Here is a 24095-nt window from a genome sequence, read left to right on the forward strand (position 1 = left end):
CATTTTTTTGTTCTTACTCGACTTTTAAAATATGAGCCCCATCAAAGAAAAATAAATATCTTTCCGTGACTTTTCTGTTCCAAATTTGTTGGATGGCCTTTGTATATAAATTAATTTGGAGCCTGTACCTGTCTTCAAGGATTGGTTTGGCTTGGTCAAATCCGCCTTTGTAACGGCCAGTTATTCCATCTGATTTATAATCAATCAATACTAAACCCTTTTCATCCTCAAGAATGCAGTCAATTATCCCTTGGACAAAAATCGATTCGTCATCCCCTATCCAACCTGGGTAAACTTCATGGGCAGGTAACGAAAGGGTAAACGGAATCTCCCGATGGATAGCTTTAGCTTGAAAATATCTTTGCCCTAAATGGGAGTTGAAAAATTGAACAATCAATTTGCTGTCAATGACTTCAGCCTGCTCAGGGGTTAACAATTCATTTTGGATCATCCAGATTACCTGTGCGTTAATCGTTTCTTCACTAACTTTCTGAGTCAAATCGACATGCTGCATCACCATATGCATGGCTGTCCCCCGCTCAGCAGGGCTTAAAGATTTCTCCTGCATGAACTTAGGCCGTTTGCTGATTGACTTTTTAAAGCGGCGAACTAGCTCGGTACCACTTTGCTCGTCCACCATTTCCCTTTGGCGCTTCATTTCAGAAACCGATTGTTTGGAGCGGTGGACTGCAGCACTTGAAAAGGCATAGTCCCATGTCAGCCGGTCCTTTACCTCAGCGGCGAAAACTGAAGCTGCCGGGACCGTTTGTCCATTTTTGACTCGCTCCAAGAATTGATCGTCTTCCTCTTTTACCGCCATTTCTTGTTTTTGGATTTCTTCTGCATTCATTAAAGAAATTTTCCAGGAGGAAGGATGTCGAGTGATTTCTTCCGGAACAAACATATTGGTCTCTCCTGTCACCCTTAAATCGGTGCAATCATGATGACGGATAAGCGCTCTTCCAACCCAATCGATATAACTCATTGCCGACGCTCGCTCATAATCCTTTAACAGCCATTCTGTATTAGATAAAACGTCATTCCATTGGTCGATTTTTTTCATGGCATCTTTTAGTGTTGCTGTCATGTAGAGCTTTTCTTTAGCCCTCGTCATGGCTACATATAAAACGCGCATTTCCTCGGCTAGCATTTCCATTTTCTTCTTACGCTTAAATGCAAGCTGCGGCAGCGATGGATAGGAAATCCGTTTTTCAGCATTTACATACTTTGCCGCAAATCCGTATTCTTTATCGAGCATATATGGTTTACGAATATCAGACATATTAAAGTTCCTCGCCATTCCAGCGATAAACACAATGGGAAATTCAAGTCCCTTACTACTATGAATGGTCATAATCCGGACTACATCCTCCTGCTCGCCAAGTGCCCTTGCTGCCCCGAGGTCATCTCCTCTTTCTGTCATCCGCTCGATAAAGCGTAAAAATCGAAACAGTCCGCGGAAAGAGGTTTGTTCATATTGCCGCGCCCTGTCATATAAGGCTCTCAAATTTGCCTGGCGCTGCTTTCCTCCAGGCAGTCCGCCGGCAAAATCATAGAACTGTGTATCTCGGTAGAGCTGCCAAATAAGTTCAGACAGCGCCCCTTGACGCGCAATGCCCCGCCACTCTTTTAGTAAGTCATAAAACTGGCGGACCTTTTCATAAAAAAACTCCGTAGCTTCGGCCTCCTTACTCCTGCAAAAGGAAGAAACCGCCTCCCAAAACGAGCCTCGTTTTTGATGGATGCGAATTTTTGCCAGTTCCTCCTCGTTCAAACCAACGATAGGCGACCGTAGTACAGACGCTAACGGAATGTCCTGGAAGGGATTATCAATAACCCGAAGCAGCGCCATCATCACTGCCACTTCCGTTGCTTCAAAATAACCAGTTGATAGGTTCGCATATATCGGAATCCCTTGTTGCTTAAACTCCTCTATGATTTGTGGCGCCCACGTCATCGAACGAAGCAGAATCACCACATCCCGATACATCATCGGCCTGCTGGACTTCGTTTTCGCATGATAAACCGGTGCTCCGTTTGCGACCAGCTCTTTAATTTTCGCCGCCATCACTCTTGCTTCTAATTGAGACTGTTCAAGATCAGCCGCATCAAACTCGGCAGGCAGCTCCGCTTCCGACTCTGCTTCACTATCTGAAAGTGTTTCAATTGTTTCAGCCTTTTGATCAATCAGCATGACCTCTACTGGAAACAGCTCATCCTCAGGATATGGTGCACCATTTCGTAATTCGGCCGCCTCATCGTAGTCAATTTCGCCGACCTTGACGCCCATGATTTGTTTGAATAAATAATTGGTGCCATCGAGAACTTCTTTGCGGCTTCTGAAATTACGGGCTAAATCAATTCGGAGTCCTGATGCCTCGCCATCCACCCTAAAGCGGCTATACTTTCCTAAAAAAAGATTGGGCTCAGCCAAACGGAAACGATAGATGGATTGCTTGACATCTCCGACCATGAACAGGTTGCCATTCTGCTCTTCTTCTTTTGTTACCAGCCGTAAAATCGTTTCCTGCACCATATTTACGTCCTGATACTCATCACAATATACCTCGTTAAAGTGCTTTTTATATGCAAGTGCTGCTTCCGATGGAAGAAATTCTCCTTCAGCCGAAATTTCTTCTGTCAATATGTCCAAACAGTAATGCTCCAAATCGGAGTAGTCAACAAGACCTTTTTCTCTTTTTACCTTTTCAAAACGGACGGAAAATTCTTTGACAAGATGGACAAGTGTTTCGACTAATGGGCGCATCTCTGCCAAATCTCGTAAAAAACTTTCAGGTTTTCGAGAAAAGAGTTCATTCTTAATGTCTTGGATTTTTTTCTTTGCTTTATCGCGGAGCTTTTGAGCTTTCTCTGATAATTCTTTATCATACTGATCCTTCTTCAGCGGTTTCGCCCTTGAAAAAGACCAGGTTTGCATCGCTTGATACAGCGTCGCCCACGAGTCCTGCTGTGCCATTATTAATGTATCAATCACTTCTATGTCATCCGAAAAATTTTCCGCTCTTGGTGCCGGTCCGTTTGGAAGCTTCGTTACCTCTAAACCTCTAGTAATCATTTCCTTAGCTGCTTCAAGCTGTAATTTAACATCAAATAGAAGCGACTGAATAAAGGGAAGATCCTCTACATTTGTCATTTCTCCCACATCATACATCGATACGACTTCATGTAAATACTGGTCTGGCAGCGGACTCGAACGAGCAAAATCGTAGATTGAACGTACGATATCTTGCACGGCAGCATCGCTTCGATCACTGGTAAACGAATCTACTAAGTTGAAAAATGACTCATTATCTTTTTTTCCATATTCCTCTTCAAATAACTCATCGATTACTTCATCTCTGATTAACTGCGCTTCTGTTTCATCGGCGATGCGGAATCCGGGATCAACGTCGATTAGGTAATAATATTTACGAATGACCTCCATACAAAAGGAGTGAAGCGTTGAAATCGCTGCTTTATTCAATAAACTAAGCTGTTTTCTTAAATGCCGGGATCCTGGATCTTGATCAATGGCCTTTTCTAATGCTTCACCAATCCGGTGACGCATTTCTGCTGCTGAAGCGTTCGTAAATGTTACGACTAACAGTTCATCAACATCAACCGGGGCTTCAACAGAAAGAATCTTTTGGATAATCCGCTCTACAAGGACAGCCGTTTTTCCCGAACCTGCAGCCGCAGCAACAAGAATATCTTTGTCCCTTGCCATAATCGCTTTCCATTGGTCGTCCGTCCAATTGGCACCTTCCGGCATCGGTGGAATGACGAAATTACTCATTTTTGCTTACCTCGCTTCTAATTCGCTCCAAAACAGCTTCCTTCGATTGCGGAGTGAGAATCCTGTATTGATTATTTTCAAGCGATTCATCGAATTGGCATACCGATTTATAGGCACAAAACTTACATGGTGTTTTGTCCTTTAGCTTATAAGGTGTAATGCCAACTTGACCCTCGATAATCGCGTTGCCTGTTTTTTGATATAAATTACGGACATAGTGTCTTAGATCAGCAAATTCATCCATACTTGCGACTTTTGATTTTTTTGATAAATTTCCATCTTTCTTTATTCCGGCAGCAATAATTTGCGAATCTCCGGATTCCAGCGATTGATCCATGAGCTGAATGACATTTTGATCGCTTAGCATCAGCCCATTCATTTTAAACTTTTTCATCATTTCGTTTTCAATTTCATCATTTGTCAGCATTTTGGACGCGTTGATAAATGGATTATGGACGTGGAAATAAAGGACTCCTGCCGGGCTTGCTTTCATTTCCACTAATTCATTGGAGTGGGTGACAACAATATCAAGATAGGTTAACATTTGCAATGCAAGCCCATAATACACTTCACTTAAATTGACATCCTTTTCACTTGATTTATAATCGATGACCCGTAAATACACACTGTCGTCTTCAGCTTTTGCTTGATCGACTCTGTCAATCCTCCCGGCCAATTCCATTCTCTTGCCATTCTTCAATGTGAAGGATAACGGCGGCAGCTTTCCATTAGGTCCAAAGCCAAGTTCCAAACCAATTGGCGAGAATCCACTTACCTTTGCATGCTCACTCAAGACGAAGGAGGCACGGGTAATGATTTGCTCTAATTTGCGTTTAATATAATGATGGCGTTCTGAGCTCAGTAATATTTCGTGCTGCAGCTTGGGTGCTAATGTCTTAACCGCTTCTTTAGAAAGGTCTTCACATTGTTTCCTTGTTAATCCTGCCCAGGACATCTTTTGTTCATTTACAGTATCAGCAATCTGCTTTAAGGCTGCATGAAATAGCTCGCCAATATCAGGTGCCTCTAAGCGGAAAATTTGCCGTTCACGAAGCCTCAGACCATGTTGGGCAAAATGCGAAAAGGCGCAGGAGTTATATAATTCCATTCTAGAAACACTTGCCTGGATGCTCTCCCCATATAAGTCATTCGCTATTTCTTCCGAAAGAGGGATGGTCCTGTTGGCATAAAACAAGCTGGAAAATACCTTTTGAGCCTTGTTTTTCCACGGACCCTCAAGATAATAGTTATATACATCCCACCATAAATTTGAAATTGGATAGTTCCGCTTTTTTAATTGAAGCTGGGCATTGAGGTAGGACAACGCGGTGGTAAAATTAGATATAAAGCTTAGCTGACCTTTTTCAGGCAATTCAGCAGGATCTGTCACATAGAAAAGTTCGCTTGCGTCCGGGAACATGTCTTTTAACCGTTTAATATACGAAGAAGGAATTAACGACTTTCCTTCGTCATTTGCAAGTGGATAACTGACATAAAGCCTATCAGATGGTGCCGTAAAGGCTTTGTAAGCTAGAAAGTTTTCATCAAGCAGGCGGGTGCGGCTGCTTGGTGCGACATGAATCCCGGCAGCTACAAGCATTTCTCTGTCTTCATCTGCCAATATTCCTTCATCGGAAATCTTTGCAGGCAATATCCCTTCATTTACCCCAGCGACGAAAACAATTTTCATTTCATTTAGCCTTGATTTTTCTAAATCGCCAATCAGGACCTGGTCAAGTGCTGGAGGGATGAGGGAAAAATGTAATGATTCAAATCCTGCCTCTAAGATAGTGGCAAACGATTTTAACGTAATTTGCTCTTCACCAAGTATTTCTACATATTGGTCAAGCAGATCAATGACAGCATTCCACACTTGTTCGTGCTCACGCATCCGAACAAGATTGCCCTTTTCTTCGGCAGCTGCTTTCCAGTTTTCAAGCTTCTCTGGAATATCTAATTCTTCTAAATATAAATAAACAGCTTCGCATAGCTTTTGACCGGAGTCTGCCTTTTTCAACCGTCTCGACAGCCGCAAAATCGGTGCAGTAATCATTAGCTTTAATTCATTTAATTCTTGTTCAATCACTTTTTCTGCATCTGTTTGGACATTCGCCTCTAATTCTAGCCCTCGTACGCGCCGATAAATCCAACGGTCCTTTTTTGTCCATTTACTCCCATTGATTCCGTAAGCTAGACAAAAGTTTTCCAGCTTGTCCATCTTCTCACGCATTTTATTAGGATTTTCCTGCAAAGGATATAGCAGGTCTGTTTTGATTGCTCGAAATATAGGTTCATAGCGCCAGTAAGAATTAATTACTTCAAGACTTGAGCGAATCAATTCGATAAGAGGATGATTCAGCATCGTTCGCTTTTGATCGATAAAATAGGGAATCTGATAATCGGCAAAAACCGGCTCAACGATTTCATGATAATCGCCGCCATTTCTAATTAATAAGGCGATATCTCTGTAGCGGTAACCCTTTGTCCGGACTATTTCACGAATTTCGCGGGCAATCCCTTCAATCTCAGCTCTTCGATTGACAGCCTGACCAATATGAATCGCTGTCTCCCCATGAAAGGCAGCTACTGGCCGCGCATCAAATCTTTCCTCTAAATAACGTAAAGAAGGCTGATTCCACTTTTTTTGCTCTTGTAAGATTAGCGGTTTAGCGATTTCAATGTCCGCGGATTTTGCCAATTCATAAATGATGTAACACGTTTCGCTTGCTGCACGGAACAAATCAAGTTCGTCCGCTGCCGACTCGAAGGCAAGACGATCTGTCGTCATGGCGATGGACACACTTTTACAATGTTTCATTAATTCCACCATCACACGATATTCCTGCGGTGAAAAATGATAAAAACCGTCAATATAAATTTCTGCCTCTTTTAAGTACTCAGAAGCTGTAATTTTCTCGGCTAAGAGTCGAAAATAATCTTCTGAATCAATATATTTACCAAAAATCTCATCTTCAAATCGTTGATAAATAATTTCTAAATCAGTTAATTTATCTTGTAACGCTTTAGAATTTACTGACCCCATTGTCAGCTCTTCGGGTGTGATGCAATACCGTTTAAATTCGGTGATCATTTGTTCTATTTGCTGGACAAAGCCATTTTTATCTGCCGCCCGCTGAAATAGCTTTAACTGTTCAATATTCTCGTCAATTATTTTCCGAATTAACATACTCATCCCGACACTGCTTAAATGTAAACGGCTAATCCCGCCTGTTTCCTGCAGAATTCTCCATGCTAAACGGGAGAAACTAAACACCTGTGCTCGAATCATCCCGCCAACGCTTGGGTCTGTTGCTAAGCGATATTCTGATAGAAACGTCATTTGTTCAGGCACGAGATAAATAAGCGGTGTTCCTTTTGGGTCTTCGATTAACCTTTTTTTTATTTCATCAAGAAACATCGCTGTTTTACCGCTTCCTGAACGCCCAATTACCATTCTTAATGACATCAACTTCCCCCGCTTTCCCACTTTCCTGATAAACTACGTATCTCTCATTCTACCATAAAATAAGCACAGGCGTTTGGAACGTGGTATAGAGATTCACTCCAAAATTGGAAAATAACAAGCAAAAAACACGATTTAAACAATCGTGCTTCTTTAGTGAAATGTTAAAAATGAATATTCATTTCATTTAGCGGCCAGTAACGCAAGTCCACTTTTCCAACAACCTGGGCAGTAGCGATGAAGCCGAATTGGCGGCTGTCCCAACTGCCTAATCGATTATCCCCAAGCACAAATAATTTTCCATCAGGCACCTTATTTTCTCCGGTAAGTTCCTTCAAGCTGAAATCACCCGTTATCTTCATTCCAGGTGCTTTTTGTTTATAAACACGTAAGAATGGCTCCTCATACTTATGCCCATTAATATATAACTCATCATTGCGATATTCAATCTTATCCCCTGGAAGTCCAATAATCCGTTTGACAAAATCTTCTTTCGCATTGGCGTGAAACACAATGACATCAAAGCGATTCAACTCGCCAACTTGGTAACCAAGCTTATTGACCACCAGCTTATTTCCATCCTGCAAGGTCGGCATCATTGACTCACCTTCTACTACATAGTTGGAAAAGAAAAAGGTCCGAATAAACGCAAAAATAATAATTCCGATTGCAAATGCCTTAACCCATTCCAGGCCTTCCTTTTTCCATTCAATTTTCATTGGAGCTCCTCCTTTTCTCCTTATCTTTGTTTCTATCTATTTCATCATTATGGTCATTTTCCATGGCCTTATTCATTCTTCCTTCAATTCTTTTGCCAACAAACCAAAGAATGAGAATAATAATGAATACCAAAACGGTCCGATAGGGCTGAGTAATCAATGAACGAATATCATAACCAATAAAGCTCATCGTAAAAATCATCACCATTTTACCGATGCACACGGCCAGCATATATTGGGCCGTTCTAATTTTCGAGAGCCCAGCAACAATGTTTACGATTGCTGATGGTGTAAATGGAAAACATAGCAGTAAAAAGAGCGGCCCAAATCCATTGCGTTCCACCCAGTCCATCAGCTTTCGGACCTTCGGGTGCTTGGATAAAAAAGTGAATATCCTTTTTTGCCCATATTTCCTAATTAGCATAAAAACCAAGAATGCGCCGAAACACGCTCCAAGCCATGAATATAAAAATCCGAGCCAAAGTCCAAAGGCATTTGCATTGGCCATTACAAATAAAAATAATGGGAGAAACGGCAAAAATGCTTCAATGACGATAAGCAAGATACCTGGTAATGGACCTAAGGCTCGATATTCCTGTATGAGACTCATAATATTTTCAAGTGTTAGCCACGCTTTTAATGATTCAAAGTCCATCCGAATCTCCTTACATTCTTCTTTAGTTGATTTGAACGATATTACTGGGTAATAAATTGATGGAGTGCCTCTTTGTTTTTTTCAACATCAATATCCAAAACGGCTCCTTCCCCTTGTATTCGCGGTTCCGTAAAGCTATTTTCGACCGGTATCCTTAGTGTTGCCATTGTGCCTCTACTACTAGAAAGGAAGTCCTTCCCCATAAATAGCGCATCCGTAGGATCCATATTTGTATTTACGTATGGACTGAGGACACCTATTAATTTGGGGAGTTTGGTAATCGTTTGAAATCCGCTTAATTGCTCTCTAATCGCCTTGACTGCCTTTTGCTGACGTTCTACCCTTCCAAAATCACCGATGGCATCATGCCGGAAGCGAACATAGCCAAGCATTTGTGTACCATTCAATCTTTGCAGACCTGGCTCTAACGTCATATAAATATTTTTCTCCATCTTTTTCTCCACATTAATTTCGACACCATTCGGGAAAGCTTCGTCAATCAGCTGGACAAAGCCATCAAAATCGACAATTGCATAATATTGCAGGTCGATATCAAAATTCTGTTTAATCGTCTTCCTCATCAATTCCGGACCGCCGCGGGCAAAGGCGGAATTGATTTTATGCTTGCCATGTCCCGGAATTTCCACGTAACTATCCCTCATAATAGAAGTCAGCTTAAATGTCCCTTTGTCTTCGTTATAATGAGCGATCATGATTGTATCCGCTCGGGCCTTTTCTTTTCCCCTTGCGTCACTGCCAAGCAAAAGGATATTGGTATCCCCATACTGATCTTTCTTCCCTTCAAAAGTGTAGACCTCATTTGCTTGTTTATTATCATTATTAATTTTTTTTAATGATTGGTTAACACCTTGTTTAAACTGAAAATAAGCATACCCTGCAACTGCACCGATTAGTAATAGGCATACAAGCAAAATGGATGTCCATCTTCTCTTTTTCTTTTTACGTTGATGTTTGTCTGCCCTCATTATTTACCACCCATTCGCTCTTGATTTGAACTTCGCCTCTATATGACTGTTTTTTCCTTTTCGTGGATTCTTCATATAATTCATTTTCCCCTATCAGATATCCTTCTATTAATAAAAACTTTCTCATATATTGGCCAAATTTTGCAACAAAGAAAGCTCGTCAATTATCGACGAGCTTCTAGAGGAAAAGTTCTATTGCTTTTAACGATTCTTTTTTGTAAAATTATATAGGAACATTAGTTCGATAATATAGAAAGGTGCGGGTGGCAGAATGACTAGAATTCCTGAGGAAGATCGTGACATTATGGAGAAGGCTATTTATTTACCGATGGTACTAATCGTCTTAAACCGAGATTTGTCTGTGGTGGAAAATGCGCCCTTTAAATTAAAGAAGCCATATTTGGATTTAATCGAAGAAGCGATGAAGGATGTGCAGAAGGAACTTTCTGAGGTAAAACAGTATCTGAAAAAGAATAAACTTCAAGTCATTGAAACTAAACGGGACGATGCCTTTACGATGTTCCTGTTTATCTATAAAGGATATGAAGAAAACCATAATTACTTTAACCCAAGAATTCGCAACAAGGTTCAAGAATTAATGGAGGCTTATTTATTAAAAAAACACCTATCCCGTTAGCGTAAGAAAAATAAGAGCACTTATTTCGGTTTCTTCACATGAAACTCACTGTAGTATTGACGAGTGGTTTCTAATGCCTGCGGCAGTTTAGTTCTGCTCGATATATAACTTAGCCTTTTCTCATTATTTTCTATTCTCTGCATAAGTTGTGTTTTTAATAACGAGGTTTTAAACATTTGCGCCTCAATTGTTGAGTTCGGAACTGGGAAGCGGTGGGATTGTTTATTATAGAAAATGATTAATGACTCTTGTGGCCCGATACGCTGATAATCCTTCACATGTTTATAGGCAATCCAAATACACTCCTTGCTACACGGTGATAGTGTAGGGAAAAAGAGGAGATGGTTGAATAATTCAACTACAATCGGAAGCTTTCGTTTATTACCAATTATATTTCGGGAACCCTTTCTCCTGCTTTCATAATCGACTCCAAAATAATTGCAGCTCCTTTTGATAATCTCTAATGGGCTTAACGGAGACAAAAACACATCATCTACTTCGTAAATTTTGGAATACGTTTTACTTCCGTATTTCACCGGGATAATAAACATTGTACTAGGATTAATCTCATAATCTTCTATTAACTTTTCCTGCAACACATTCAACTCCTTTTATTGTAATCCACCATATCTTACCACTACTGGTTTCCGATTCCACTCCTTATTTTGAAGTGTTGCGAATTTAGTCACAATTTTATGTCAAGAAAATATTTTTCAGAAAATTATAATTATTTGTTGATATTAAGCCAAAGAATCCATATAATTATAAAAAGCATCAGAGGTGATTTTCATGAATGAAAAATCATACACCGAATTAATGAAGCTTGGCGCCATGAAACGCAATCGAATGAAAGAGAACTTCGTCCTAGATTTATACATCGACATGCTCCTATCAGAGATCCAGCTAACGGCTGAAAAAGAAAAATTATTGAGGAAAATTGACTTGGCCATTGACCGTCGGGACAAAAAATTATTTTTATGTTTATCTGGGCAGCTGAAGGAAATTAATAAACGATTTGGAACTTAACGCACTCTAACTGAACCGTCGATATGACGGTTTTTCATATGGGAAAAAAATAAGGCTAAAGACATCGTGACTGTCTTTAGCCTTGTTTTTATTGTTCATTTCGATGTTCTACCTCGTATTCCTCCAGCTTGGAAATACGGTCAAGCATGGAAGGGTGTGTATAACGGAAAATTTTTACTAATAGCGGCGGGTTCACCTGGCTCAATCCAGAGCGGGTTAATTCCTGAAACGAGGTAATCGCTGCCTCTGGATTTTTGGTCATTTCAATCGCATACCTGTCTGCCCGTGTTTCCTCATAACGGGAGGTCAAATTTGTTAAAGGGCTTGCAGCAAATAACAGCATGGACAGTATCATGAAAAATAATGGGAGTGACCGTATATCCCTTATATCGGCGATTTTCAGTTCCTTGCCAAAACGCCGGGCTGCCCAATTCATTAACCTATAGGTCAAATAAAGCCCGAGCAGCGAAAGCAGCAGGTAGCCGCCAATCCCGAAATAAATATGCTTCTCGACATAATGACACATTTCATGGGCCATTATAAATAAAATTTGGTTATCTGACAGCCTATTTAAAGTCGTATCCCAAAGGACAATTCGAGCGTTAGAGCCAATCCCCGTTACATAGGCATTTAAAGCGTTTGTTTTATTGGCCATATTTACTTCAAAAACATGCTTCGCAGGAATCTCTGCCTTGTCCGCAAGTGTTAGAATTTTCGTTTCCAGCTCTTTATTTGTTAAAGGATAAAAATCATTGTGTAACGGGTCGATGACAACCGGCTGCAGAAACATCATAAATAAGGTAAACGGAATCGATAGAAGCCAGCCATAAAGCCACCAGCGCTTTTGACTTTTCTTCATCAGCCAGTATAAAACTGGGACGATAATTAACCACGTCCCATAGTTAATCCAAAAGTCAATCAACTCGTCCTTCATCCATGAGCCAAAAGATTGTGTTGAAATATGATACGTTTTCGATAAAGAATAACTGATATAGTTTAAAGGAAATGTCGCTACAAAGGCAAAAAAGGATAGCCAGATTAGATAGACAGCTGTTTGCAGCAGCCTATACTTAGAAGTGTCTTCAGCCCAGCGCTTAAATGCCTTTGAGAATCCAAATAATAATATAAGAAAATAGAAAAGCCATTCGAACGGAGTAGATAAGAAAAACAAGAGGTTTCTGATTTTCGAATAATCCTCGCTCAAGCTTAGCTCTCTTCCATTAAGAAAAGTTGATGGGTCGGCTTTTGATCCCTCATATTCAAATGGCAGTTTCGTATCGGCAAAATAAAATAAGTACCAATAAAAAAATAATCCATATAGAACAAAGGCCAAAACCGCATAGACCCCCATTTTTCTTACCATGATTTTGTCCCCCTTTGTGTACAACCTCTCTATACTTAGTTTAGTACAAAAGCGATAAAATAGAACAAGCCATTTACAAAAAGCGCTGGAGCTGGATTAAAAAAACATGGCTTCCGCCATGTTTTACTTCCCTTTAAAAACTGGTTTTCTTTTTTCGGAAAAAGCATGTAGGGCCTCGACTCGGTCTTCAGTCGGAAGCGTCACCTCATAAGCCTTTCGTTCAATCTGAAGCCCTGTATTTAAGTCGGCATTCATCCCATTCTTTATCGCAAACTTTGCTTGCTGGAGCGCAATTGGACCATTTGCAAGCAATTGTCTGCAAAAGGATAGGCACTCATTTACTAAATTTATTCGCTCAACAACTCTCGTAAGGAGCCCGTAGTTGAAAGCCTCATCCGCTGTCAGCCGTCGTGCAGTCAGGATGAGCTCTAGCGCCCTAGCCTGACCGATTAGCCTTGGAAGCCGCTGTGTTCCCCCAGCACCTGGTATAATGGCAAGGCTCGTTTCGGTTAGACCCATTATTGCTTCTTGTGCAGCAAAGCGAAAATCGCAGGCCAAGGCAAGCTCCATTCCGCCTCCGAAGGCAAAGCCATTAATGGCTGCAATCGTTGGCTGTGGAAGTTGATCAATCGCATTGAAAACCTCATTGATTTTAAACAAATTTCGCTTCACTTGCTCATCTGTAAGGTTTTTCCGTTCTTTTAAATCTGCACCAACGCTAAAGGCCTTCTCGCCTGCTCCAATAAAGAGAACAACGCGAATTTCTGGATTGATGCGAATTTGTTCCACTTTGCTTTGTAATTCAAGTAATGTCTCATAATTAAAGGCATTTAGTGCTTCAGCCCGATTAATAGTAACAACCGCTGCATGATTTTCTACCTCAAGTAAAATGTGCTCCAATTTTTTTCACCCCTTCAGTAACTTAATTCTAAAAAGGCAGGCTAAATGCCTGCCTTTCATATGAAAAATTTTCATAAATTTTATTTTCCAACAACTTGGGTAACCTGTGCCTTAAGGGCACGTCTTAATATTTTCCCTGTCGTGTTCTTAGGAAGTTCCGCTAAAAACTCAATCGTGGTTGGAACTTTATACTTAGCAAGGTGCTCCTTACAATATTCGAGGACTTGCTCCTTGTTAAGTTCCGGGCTTTTTCTGACAACATAGGCATTTACTGCTTCCCCCTGGTCAGGGTCTGGAACACCAACAACAGCGACTTCAACTACATCCGGATGATTGTAGATGACTTCTTCTACTTCACGTGGATAAACATTATAGCCGCCAACGATGATTAAATCCTTTTTACGGTCGACAATATAGAAATATCCTTCTTCATCCATTCTTGCCATATCACCGGTATGAAGCCAGCCATTGCGAATAGCTGCGGCTGTTTCCTCCGGCATTTTATAATAACCCTTCATCACATTTGGACCGCGGACAATTAGTTCACCAACTGCGCCGACAGAGACCTCTTCCCCTAATTCATCGACCACTTTATTCTCCACTCTTAGAATCGATGTGCCAATCGAGCCAGGCTTGCGCGGACGGTCAAGCGGGTTAAAGCTTGTGACAGGCGATGCCTCGGATAGCCCATACCCTTCAGAAACCAATACATTAAATTTCTGTTCAAAATTCTTTAATAAAGCGACAGGCATCGAAGCCCCTCCAGAAATGCACAAACGCAGAGATTTTAGGTCATCAGGATTGCCTTCAGGATATTGATAAAGGAAATTATACATCGTCGGGACGCCGGCAAAGACTGTAGCTTCATAGTCTTTGATAAGCGAAAAAATTTCCTTAGGACTAAATTTCGGCACAATTAACATCGTTGCGCCGCTTATTAACGGTGCATTTAGGGATACCGTTAAGCAAAAGACGTGGAACATCGGCAGCGCCGTAACAACCCTATCCTCATTATTCATTTTTAAATATTCGCCGACATCCTTGGCGTTGCTAAATAAATTCTTGTGAGTTAACATCGCACCCTTTGGTTTTCCGGTTGTTCCGGAGGTATAAAGAATAATCGCGGTATCATCTTCCTTTAGATCTGGACCTTGGAAAGACAATTCCCCCGCAGTAACAACCTCTGAAAACGATTTCATTTTTGGATAAATAGTTAGATTTTCAATTTCTGAATGGACAATACTGTTTGGCCTTGTTTCACAAAATACATAATGCTCTACTTTAGGCAGGAGCGAATGAATTTTTTCCGCCAATGGGATCGCTAAATCGAGTGCTACGACTGTTTTCACATCGCCGTTATTTAGAATATAGCCAATTTCATCTGGTGTATAAATGGGATTTACAGGAATGACGGTTACCCCTAGCCTTAGGGCCCCATATAAGCTGATTACGAAATGTGGTGAGTTCCCCAATAATAAGGCAATATGATCCCCTTTTTTGACTCCTAGTTTTTCAAGGCCTGAAGCGAATTTTGTAATCGCCCCATCTAATTCTGCATACGTACTCGCTTGTCCCATAAAATAATACGCCGGTTTATCAGCAAATTTCTTAGCTGTCTCATGAAGCTGTGATGATAGATTCATGGTCTCCCTCCCCTAGTGAATGAATACTCATTCATAAATTCGTAAAAATTTTCTAAATATATTATATTGCTAGAATCTTAAGTATTCAAGTATAACATCAGTTTTTACAGAAAAAACACGGTGTTTCCACCGTGTTTTTTGCCATTTAGTAAATTAAGTTAATAAATTCTTCCTTTGTAATTTTCCCAAAATAATGGCTTGTATCAATTTCTGACAGTGCCTTTTCGATTTCGCTTTTTTCATAGCGAATGTCCTTTAAGCGGTTTTCAATTTCACTGACATCACCGACACCAAAAAAGTCGCCGTAAATTTTACAATTCTCTAAAATTCCTTTGTTTACTTCTAGACGGACATCGATGGAGCCAACTGGAAAACGATGGGAGTGCTGGAGATTGAAATTGGGTGATTTCCCATAATTCCATTCCCAGTTTCGGTAACGTTCTTTAGAGAGCTGGTGAATCTGTTCCCAATCCTCTTCCGACAGCACGTATTCTGATATTTGCTCTTGACCACCGAAAATGTATGTTAGCAGCAGCGTGCGGAACTCTTCCATTTCGATTTTTTCTGTTAGAAACTCGGAAATGTTAGCCACTCGGCTGCGAACTGATTTAATTCCTTTCGATTCTATCTTATCTTTTTTAACTTTTAACGCTGATACAACGTTCTCTATTTCTGAATTGAGCATCAGGGTGCCATGACTGAACATCCTTCCCTTTGTTGAAAATTGCGCATTTCCAGAAATTTTTCTTCCCTCTACCTCAATATCATTTCTGCCGCTGAGCTCTGCATTAACGCCTAATTTATTCAGTGCTGCAATCACCGGCTCCGTAAATTTACGGAAATTATGAAAGCTTTCCCCATCATCCTTCGTAATAAAACTAAAATTCAAATTGCCAAGATCATGGTATACCGCTCCACCGCCAGATAACCTGCGAACAACGTGAATCCCATTACTCTCTACATACTCAGTATTAATTTCTTCAATTGTGTTTTGATTTTTTCCAATGATGATCGATGGTTCATTTATGTAAAATAATAAATACGTTTCATTGATATCAAGATTTTTCAACGCATATTCTTCAATCGCCAGATTAATACGTGGGTCGGTGATGCCTTTATTATCGATAAATAACATTGTATTCTGCCCCTTCTTATAGTGAAATTGATAGAAACTCGTCTGCAAGTTTAATTATACCAGTATATTCGCCCGAGGCCTCACTAATTAAATCAGACAAATTTCCGTAATGGGGAAGATGGGTGAGAATTAACTGTTTAACTGCTGCTGTTTCTGCCAATTGACCTGCCTCCACACTGTTCATATGTCCAGCTGACTTGCCATTTTGATAACCGTAGAAATTGCATTCACACAGTAAAACATCGGAATTGCGGCAGAATTCGATAAATTCTTCTTTAAAGGAACTATCAGCCGTGTACACAATCGCTTTCCCGCCTGCTTCAATTCTCATCGCATAACATGGGACAGGATGATTAGTTTTTAAAAATGATACTTGGAATGGGCCTATCGCAAGTGTACTAGTGGGATCATAGGCAACCCCTTTTGTGATATCTTTATACGTTAATTTGGCAAATTCATGTTGGTCAAATTCATGGCCATATAGTGGCAATGTTGGGAATTCCTTACCTAAAAAACCTTGAATCAGTCTAGCATGCTGCAGGACACCGATATCTGCCATATGATCAGGATGGTAGTGGGAAATGATGACGGCATCCAGTTCTTCAGGCTGAGTGAAATTTTGCAATTTGGAGAGAACTCCGCTGCCGCAATCAATTAATAATTGAAAGCCCTCGTATTCAAGTAAATAGCCAGAACTTGCTGCATTCTGTTTCGGGTATCCGCCCCAAAAACCAATAACTGTTAGTTTCATGTAAATTCCTCCATCTCAATATACTCACTCTTAATATACTCAAAAATGGTTTACATTTCATGGTTAATCAAAAAACAGTAAAAACCAGCCGAATCATGACGGCTGGTTTAGAAACTTATTCACTTACTAAATGGTTATTTTGATGTCTATGTCTCATTGTAAAATACGTGATGGTAACAAGGGCGAATGCAACCAGGAAGCTCGATAGAATCATAAAATTTTGCCACATGAAGCTAAAATCGCCGCTTGAAATTACTGCCTTAAAGCCCTGAACCGAATAGGTCATTGGCAGGAATGCGTTAAAATGCTGTAAGAAGTTTGGAATTAATTCAAGCGGGAATGTTCCTGCACTTGTTGTTAATTGGAAAATAAGAATAACAATTGCTAGAAAACGCCCAGCATCAGAAAATACCGACACAAGAAGCTGAATTAACGCGACAAAAGATAAACTTGTAATGATTGAGAACAAAATAAATTTTGATATACTTTGAACTTCAAGACCTAGCCCTGCAAGAAGAATAATATCGGCAACTATGGCTTGGATAATCCCAACACCGGCCATAATCGAAAACTTGCTAATAAACCAGTTAAATCCACTTGAAGGCACCACCGCCGCATCACGGAGCGGAAAGACAATCGATAACAGCAGTGCACCAACAAACAAGCCAAGTGAAAGGAAGTATGGTGCAAATCCGGTACCATAGTTTGGCACATGATTTATTTTTTCGTTAGCAAGTTTTACAGGATCTGCCATCATATTATAGGTTTTATCATCAGAATGAACCTTTGAGGCTTCTTTGGCCCCATCTGATAGTTTATCTGCTAACTCTTTGGCACCATCTGAAAGTTTTGTTGTTCCGTCTTTTAATTGATTCGAACCATCAGCCAATTGCCCTGCTCCAGAAGTAATGGCGGAGGCACCTGCCGTTAATTGGTTCATCCCGGATGAAAGATCGCCCACACCGTTATTTAATTTGGTTGACCCTATATATAGATCATGGATACCTTTTTGTAGATCCTTCTGACCACCATTGATTTTACCAATACCGTCAATCAATTGATCAAAATAAGGGTTTGTTTGTGCTGTAATTTTATCTTTCAAGCCATTCGATGATTCGGCTAATTTTTCATCAATCCCTGTTTTGAATTGATTAAAGCCTGCATCAAGTTTAGGGCTTAATTCTGATAAAATTTGTTGCCGCAACTGTTCTTTCGTTGGTGCATTTTTTTGCTCATTAGCCATTATTCCTTGTACTAGTGCCGGGTCAACCTTGTTATCAATTAGGGTTTGAGCTAATTTCTGCATTTTTTCTGTTTCTTGTGTTATCGTTTGTTCTGCAATTTGTGCTGCTAACATCCCGGATATTTGTGACTTAAACTGATCAATCCCACTGTTTAGTTCCCCAACACTTCCGGTTAATTCTTTTTCAATTCCAGCGGCAATCCCAGCTGGAAGGTCACGTTTTAATTGTTCGGCACCCGAGTATGCCTCTTTCGTACCAGCAATCAGCACTGGCAGATTAGCATCTGCTATTGCTAACCCGTTTTGCAGTTCCTTAGAGCCTGCAGCAAGTTTAGTTGAACCTGCATCCGCTGTTTTCATCCCATTGTTAAATTCAATCGACTTCTTAGCCAGAGTCGTAAGACCTTCATTTAAATCCTTGGAGCCTTTATTTAAATCAACTGAGCCGTCACTTAATTGACCTGCACCATTGCTTGCTTTTACAACGCCGTCAGCAAGCTCGGTAATTTTATCAAACATCGTTTCAGCATATGTCTCGGTTACCTTTTCAGCAACAGCTGTTTTAATCTTTTCTGCTGCTGTAGCGCCGATTTGTGCTGAAAGGAAGTTATAGCTTTCGTTTGGCGTATAGATCAGTTCTAGTTTTTTCGGCTTTTCATCCAATAAGGTGGTGGCGTTCTTGGAAAAATCCTTCGGAATTTCAATGACCATATAATATTTTTGGTCGTTTAGCTTTTTATACCCTTTTTCTTTATCAACAAATTCAAAACCAAAGTCCTTGCTTTTCTTTAGCTTTGCAACCAAGTCATCCCCCAATTTAAGGTGATTCCCATCAAGTGTTGCTCCCGCGTCTTGATTCACAACCGCGACTGGCAGTTCGTCAAGTTTGTCATACGGATCCCAGAACGCCCATAAAAACATTCCGGCATACATAACGGGAACAAACATAACAGCGATTATGGGAATAAGCAATTTTTTATTTTTGAAAATCGTCAATAGCTCTTCCTTTAACAAGATGTTTTTCATCCCTAAATACCTCCTCTTATATCATTGACTATTTTGTTCATTTGGTCATTCCTCTGCTAAAAATATGGATTATCTTAAGTGATAATCCTTAAAACATACGCATTTAGCTTGACATAAAATATCCGTAAATGACCGTATGGACATTTCAGTCAGTTAATACTTTAAGAGTATACATCGATATTTATTAGTTTGCAAGTAAAAAAAAGCTGTCATCAATTAACAGCTTTTTTTGAAATATTGTTCACTTTTAAGTAATCGAGTACGTTCTGGACGGCTGCCTCTCCTTGATCAATACAATCTGGAATGCCGACGCCTCCATAAGAAGAACCAGCTAAGAAAACCCCTGGTAACTCTCCTTTTACTTGCTCTAAAATGGTTGTCAGCCGTTGTTTATGTCCAACGGTATATTGCGGCATTGAATTATTCCAGCGGGAAACAAGCGAAAAGTCAGGATTCATCGTGATATCCATCGTTTTCTTTAAGTCATCGAGCACAATTTTAATGATTTGATCATCTGAAAGGTCGACAATCGTTTCATCACCTGCTCTCCCCACATAACAGCGGAGTAATACTTTCCCTTCTGGAGTAGAATGAACCCACTTTTTATGTGTCCAAGTACAGGCAGTGATGGAATAATCGCTGTTTCTTGAAACAACAAATCCTGTTCCGTCAATATCTTTCTTTATTGCTTCCTTCGGAAAGGCTAAAGCAACTGTAGCAACGGATGTTGATGGAACGGATTTAAATGGATCAAAAAAGCTATAATCAGAGAACATCATTTGCGTTACCTTGTGAGGGGTGGCGGCAATAATACAATCCGCCTTTACTGTTTCCCCATTATTAAGGTAAATTTCATATTTTTGCTCTACCTTGGTAATCTTGTCAACACGGTGCCCTTTTAAAATCGATTTAGCATCCAGCTTTGCTTCTATCGCTTCCGCGAACGATTGAAGACCGGGCTTGAAGGTTAAGAAAGCACCTTTTGTTTTTTCTTTACTCTCAGGCTTTTTCGGTTGTGTTGGGGTGGATCTTTTCATTCCCATGATCAGGCTTCGGTATTTCTGTTCTACCTCGTAAAATTGCGGGAACGTGGACATTAGGCTCAAGCGGTCAATATCACCGGCATAAATCCCTGATAATAACGGTTCAATTAAATTTTCAACCACCTCATCGCCCAATCTTCTTCTAAAGAACTCACCTAATGATTGGTCTTTTCCACTTTCTGACCTGGGTAGAATAAAATCAGCCGCAGCTCTTAGTTTACCGGGAATGGAAAAAAGACCTGTTGTGATAAATGGCCCTATTTCCGTTGGAATTCCCATGATGGAACCACCTGGCATAGAATGCAGTTTCTCATTAACGAGAACATACGATTTACCCGTAGAATTAGGAATTAATTGGTCATCCATCCCAACTTCCTTAGCCAGTCTTATGATACTTGTTTTCCGTGCCAAAAATGAATCAGGGCCTCTTTCTATCGTGTATCCGTCTCGAACGACGGTCTGCATCTTTCCTCCGAGACGGTGTGATGCTTCTATTAGTTGAATTTCGATTGGTAGATTATGTTCCCGAATTGTTTTTTGAAGATAGAAAGCCGACGCGAGCCCTGTTATTCCTCCTCCAATAATGACAACCTTTTGTTTTTCTTCCGTCACGGACGTCACCTTCTTCCATTTATTTTCCTACAATGTTTATTCCACTGCCCTTTTAAGAACGACAGCTGCCAAACAATCAATAAATTCTTCCTTAGCATTCGGCATTTCCGGACGGTAGTAGCTGGCTCCAATTTCGTTCGTCACATTTTTACATTCAAAATCATTATCATATAGCACTTCTAGGTGATCACAGACGAATCCGACAGGTGCATATACAAAAGCTTTATAATGATGCTCTTTAAATAAATCCCTTGTTAAATCCTGTACATCTGGTCCAATCCAGGGCTCAGGAGTATTTCCTGCACTTTGCCAGCCAATTTGGTAATTCTTTATTCCCGCTTGTTCCGCAATTAAATCTGCTGTTTCCTGAAGCTGTTTTGGATAAGGGTCTTGGAATTGTAAGATCTTTTCGGGCAGGCTGTGTGCTGAAACAATTAACACCGCCTCATCTTTTTCTTCTTGAGGCATCTGTTCGAAGACTTGTTTCACTTTTTTTGCCCAATAGCCGATAAATTTTGGTTCCTCATACCAGCTTTCAATTGTTCTTATTTTTAAGCTCCCGCCCAATTTATCTGCTTCCTCTACAGCTCTTCCGTTGTATGATTTGACACTAAAGGTTGAAAAATGCGGCGCAAGGACGATACTTACGGCCTCTTCAATCCCGTCTTCATGCATTTGTTTAACAGCATCTTCAATGAATGGTTCGATGTGTTTTAACCCTAAATACATTTTAAATTCGATTTGATCTTGAATTTTATTTAAGTGCTCTTCAAGCTTTTCAGCCTGGTCAAGGGTGATTTTTGCAAGAGGAGAAATCCCGCCGATTGCTTCGTAACGACTGCGAAGCTCGTCAATCATCTCAGGAGTTGGTTTCCGGCCATGACGAATATGCGTATAATATCTCTCTAAATCCTCTAATTTATATGGAGTTCCGTAAGCCATTACCAGCAGGCCCATTTTCTTTTTTGTCATCTATCTTGCACCTCATTTTTAAGTCTCTTCGCGTTTGCTTTTTTAGGTAGGCTGTGTTAAAAGTGAATGTTGATTTCCGTTCCAGGCGCTTCGCTTTCCGCGGGGCGGGCGGTGAGCCTCCTCGGCGCTAAAGCGCCTGCGGGGTCTCACCTGTCCCGCTGCTCCCGCAGGAGTCTCGCGCCTTCCACTCCAATCAACATTGTGATCAATATCAACAATATTCTTTAACACAGCCTTTAGGTAAAAAAGGGCCATTTTCCTTATTAATGCTAATGACCCTTCAAAAGCAGCTCATTCTATTGTGCCAAAAAACTGGACCGCTTACCAATTTTAACACTTGCAGACGAGCAGCTAGCGGCTTAATTTGGAGGCTGAATATTCATGAATGAATGAAGCTAATCTTTTCAATGTTTCTGGTTTAACAGATGGGAATACCCCATGACCTAAATTAAAGATATAACCGTCTTGTGCCATTCCTTGATCTAAGATTGCTTTTGCTCTTTCCTCAATGATCTCCCAAGGAGCTAAGAGTATAGCAGGATCAAGGTTGCCCTGAACTGTTTTATGAATGCCGAGTGCTCTTGCCTGTTGAATTGGCAAGCGCCAGTCTAACCCGACGACATCAATAGGAAGGTCATTCCATTCTAATGCCAAGTGGCTTGCTCCAACGCCGAACATAATTAAAGGAACATTTTCTTCTTTTAATGACGCAAAGATTCGATTCATAATAGGCTTAATGAAATAACGGTAATCCTCCACATTTAAGGCTCCAACCCATGAATCAAAAATCTGGATTGCCTTTGCTCCAGCCTTTATTTGCGACTTCACGTATGTAATAACCATATCGCCTAATTTATCCATTAAGGCAAACCATGCTTTAGGCTCTGTGTACATAAAGGCTTTTGTCTTATTGTAGTTTTTTGAAGGGCCGCCTTCAATCATATAACTTGCAAGGGTAAACGGCGCCCCTGAAAAACCAATTAATGGCACATTCAATTGCTCTTTGGTCAATAACTTGATTGTGTCTAATACATACGGAACATCTTCTTCTGGATGTAATTCTGTTAACTTTTCAACATCGGCTAGTGATTGGATTGGATTGTCAATTACTGGCCCAATTCCACCCTTAATTTCCACATTCATGCCCATCGCAGGAAGCGGCGTCATAATATCTTTGTAAAGAATTGCTGCATCCACGTTATACTGCTCAACAGGTAAGCGTGTTACATAAGCACATAGCTCAGGCTGATGAGTGATTTCAAATAGCGAGTACTTTTCTTTAATTTCCCGGTACTCCGGCTGTGACCGCCCTGCTTGGCGCATATACCAGACAGGTACATGGTCTGTTTTCTCTCCTCTTGCTGCTTTTAAAAATGTTTCATTAATTGTTATAGTCATGAATAAAATCCACCTTTCAAAGACATGTCTGCTTTCCATTTTAATATATTCAGCATAAATTTAAAAACTTTCGCTAGATGTAAACTCTCTCCACTATATCTGTTTATCCTATTTGTGTATAGATAACGATAATAACTGTCAAAAAACTTTCAAGAGTTTCAACTTTTAACTCAATGGGGAGTATAATATAAAAAAATCAATAAAGAGGGAGGAATTTACATATGAACATCTTTTTGACCGCAGGAACGTTCGATTTTTTAAAAAAGATGGAAAACAAATATCCAGATGAAGTAATGGTGACAATGATCAATCAGAATGGAGCCTTATTGCTTCATGAAACAAAGGGGAATACCTTCTTTAAAGAACCGCGCCGCTATGAAGTGCTCAAAGCAAGTGGTGAATTAAAAAAAGAGGGCTTTGCGGTCATGAACCATATCCCAGTGACAGAAGAAGGACGCCCCGTATTTGAACATCAAATGAAAAATAGTGCCGGTAAAGTGGAGAATCAGTTAGGGTTTATAGGATACCGAGTCCTCCGCCCGTTATCTTCCCATACATATATCATCATGACTGTGTGGGAAAATGAACTATCCTATCAAAAGTGGCAAAGTTCCGAGTCCTTTTTTGGAGCCCACCAAACTAAAGCTTTAGTGAATAACCTGCAGCCAAAGATTTTCGAAAGCGGCTCATACGTAAGCAAATATACGATAACCAAATAGGCTTTGTT

18 protein-coding genes are annotated in these 24095 nt (G+C 40.3%); 3 read left to right on the forward strand and 15 right to left on the reverse strand.

Features of this window, described 5'->3' with window-relative positions:
• Positions 1-13 precede the first annotated feature (13 nt).
• The 5 genes from addA to ACIQCO_RS10665 all read right to left on the reverse strand — a co-directional run bounded on the left by addA (position 14) and on the right by ACIQCO_RS10665 (position 9619).
• The gene (gene addA, locus ACIQCO_RS10645) at positions 14-3796 is read right to left on the reverse strand and encodes a helicase-exonuclease AddAB subunit AddA (RefSeq protein ID WP_400428304.1); all 3783 of its coding nucleotides are present in this window, start codon (positions 3794-3796) and stop codon (positions 14-16) included.
• Positions 3789-7262, reverse strand: a complete 3474-nt coding sequence (addB, locus tag ACIQCO_RS10650) for a helicase-exonuclease AddAB subunit AddB (RefSeq protein ID WP_400428306.1) — start codon at positions 7260-7262, stop codon at positions 3789-3791. Before addB ends, addA begins: the two co-directional genes overlap by 8 nt.
• Positions 7263-7423: 161 nt before the next feature.
• The gene (gene lepB, locus ACIQCO_RS10655; RefSeq protein ID WP_400428308.1) at positions 7424-7978 is read right to left on the reverse strand and encodes a signal peptidase I; all 555 of its coding nucleotides are present in this window, start codon (positions 7976-7978) and stop codon (positions 7424-7426) included.
• Positions 7968-8633 (reverse strand): TVP38/TMEM64 family protein, encoded by a 666-nt coding sequence (locus ACIQCO_RS10660; protein WP_400428311.1) that lies wholly within the window; start codon positions 8631-8633, stop codon positions 7968-7970. The genes lepB and ACIQCO_RS10660 overlap by 11 nt, the downstream gene beginning before the upstream one ends.
• Before the next feature lie 41 nt (positions 8634-8674).
• Positions 8675-9619, reverse strand: a complete 945-nt coding sequence (locus tag ACIQCO_RS10665) for an LCP family protein (protein WP_400428313.1) — start codon at positions 9617-9619, stop codon at positions 8675-8677.
• A 271-nt stretch (positions 9620-9890) separates the two neighbouring features.
• Between ACIQCO_RS10665 and ACIQCO_RS10670 the strand changes: the two genes are divergently transcribed.
• Complete coding sequence (locus ACIQCO_RS10670) at positions 9891-10256, forward strand: YhjD family protein (protein WP_400428315.1); 366 nt, start codon at positions 9891-9893, stop codon at positions 10254-10256.
• 20 nt (positions 10257-10276) lie between these two features.
• Here the strand turns inward: ACIQCO_RS10670 and ACIQCO_RS10675 are convergent, their stop codons facing one another.
• Positions 10277-10852 (reverse strand): competence protein ComK, encoded by a 576-nt coding sequence (locus ACIQCO_RS10675; protein ID WP_400428317.1) that lies wholly within the window; start codon positions 10850-10852, stop codon positions 10277-10279.
• Between the two features lie 193 nt (positions 10853-11045).
• On the opposite strand from ACIQCO_RS10675, the gene ACIQCO_RS10680 reads away from it, so the two are divergent.
• Positions 11046-11282, forward strand: a complete 237-nt coding sequence (locus tag ACIQCO_RS10680) for an IDEAL domain-containing protein (protein ID WP_400428320.1) — start codon at positions 11046-11048, stop codon at positions 11280-11282.
• 88 nt (positions 11283-11370) lie between these two features.
• Here the strand turns inward: ACIQCO_RS10680 and ACIQCO_RS10685 are convergent, their stop codons facing one another.
• The 9 genes from ACIQCO_RS10685 to hemE form a co-directional block, all read right to left on the reverse strand.
• Positions 11371-12645, reverse strand: coding sequence for a M48 family metallopeptidase (locus tag ACIQCO_RS10685; RefSeq protein WP_400428322.1), 1275 nt, complete (start codon positions 12643-12645; stop codon positions 11371-11373).
• Between the two features lie 123 nt (positions 12646-12768).
• Positions 12769-13545 carry an enoyl-CoA hydratase-related protein gene (locus ACIQCO_RS10690; RefSeq protein ID WP_400428324.1) on the reverse strand — a complete coding sequence of 259 codons (777 nt, stop codon included), beginning with the start codon at positions 13543-13545 and terminating at the stop codon, positions 12769-12771.
• 80 nt (positions 13546-13625) lie between these two features.
• A complete protein-coding gene (locus ACIQCO_RS10695) occupies positions 13626-15188 on the reverse strand; it encodes a fatty acid--CoA ligase family protein (protein WP_400428326.1) in 1563 nt (520 codons plus the stop codon).
• Between the two features lie 145 nt (positions 15189-15333).
• Positions 15334-16323 (reverse strand): lipoate--protein ligase, encoded by a 990-nt coding sequence (gene lplA, locus ACIQCO_RS10700; RefSeq protein WP_400428329.1) that lies wholly within the window; start codon positions 16321-16323, stop codon positions 15334-15336.
• A 16-nt stretch (positions 16324-16339) separates the two neighbouring features.
• Positions 16340-17074, reverse strand: coding sequence for an MBL fold metallo-hydrolase (locus ACIQCO_RS10705; protein ID WP_400428331.1), 735 nt, complete (start codon positions 17072-17074; stop codon positions 16340-16342).
• A 115-nt stretch (positions 17075-17189) separates the two neighbouring features.
• Positions 17190-19343, reverse strand: a complete 2154-nt coding sequence (locus ACIQCO_RS10710) for a YhgE/Pip family protein (RefSeq protein ID WP_400428333.1) — start codon at positions 19341-19343, stop codon at positions 17190-17192.
• Positions 19344-19555: 212 nt separating this feature from the next.
• Positions 19556-20998 (reverse strand): protoporphyrinogen oxidase, encoded by a 1443-nt coding sequence (gene hemY, locus ACIQCO_RS10715; RefSeq protein WP_400428335.1) that lies wholly within the window; start codon positions 20996-20998, stop codon positions 19556-19558.
• A gap of 36 nt (positions 20999-21034) precedes the next feature.
• Positions 21035-21970, reverse strand: a complete 936-nt coding sequence (hemH, locus tag ACIQCO_RS10720; protein WP_400428337.1) for a ferrochelatase — start codon at positions 21968-21970, stop codon at positions 21035-21037.
• Between the two features lie 351 nt (positions 21971-22321).
• Positions 22322-23368 (reverse strand): uroporphyrinogen decarboxylase, encoded by a 1047-nt coding sequence (gene hemE / locus ACIQCO_RS10725; RefSeq protein ID WP_400428339.1) that lies wholly within the window; start codon positions 23366-23368, stop codon positions 22322-22324.
• A gap of 221 nt (positions 23369-23589) precedes the next feature.
• On the opposite strand from hemE, the gene ACIQCO_RS10730 reads away from it, so the two are divergent.
• On the forward strand, positions 23590-24087 hold the full coding sequence (locus ACIQCO_RS10730) for an antibiotic biosynthesis monooxygenase family protein (RefSeq protein WP_400428341.1): 498 nt from the start codon (positions 23590-23592) through the stop codon (positions 24085-24087).
• Positions 24088-24095: the final 8 nt, after the last annotated feature.

This window comes from Neobacillus sp. NPDC093127, from assembly GCF_044754175.1.
Classification (GTDB): domain Bacteria; phylum Bacillota; class Bacilli; order Bacillales; family Cytobacillaceae; genus Neobacillus.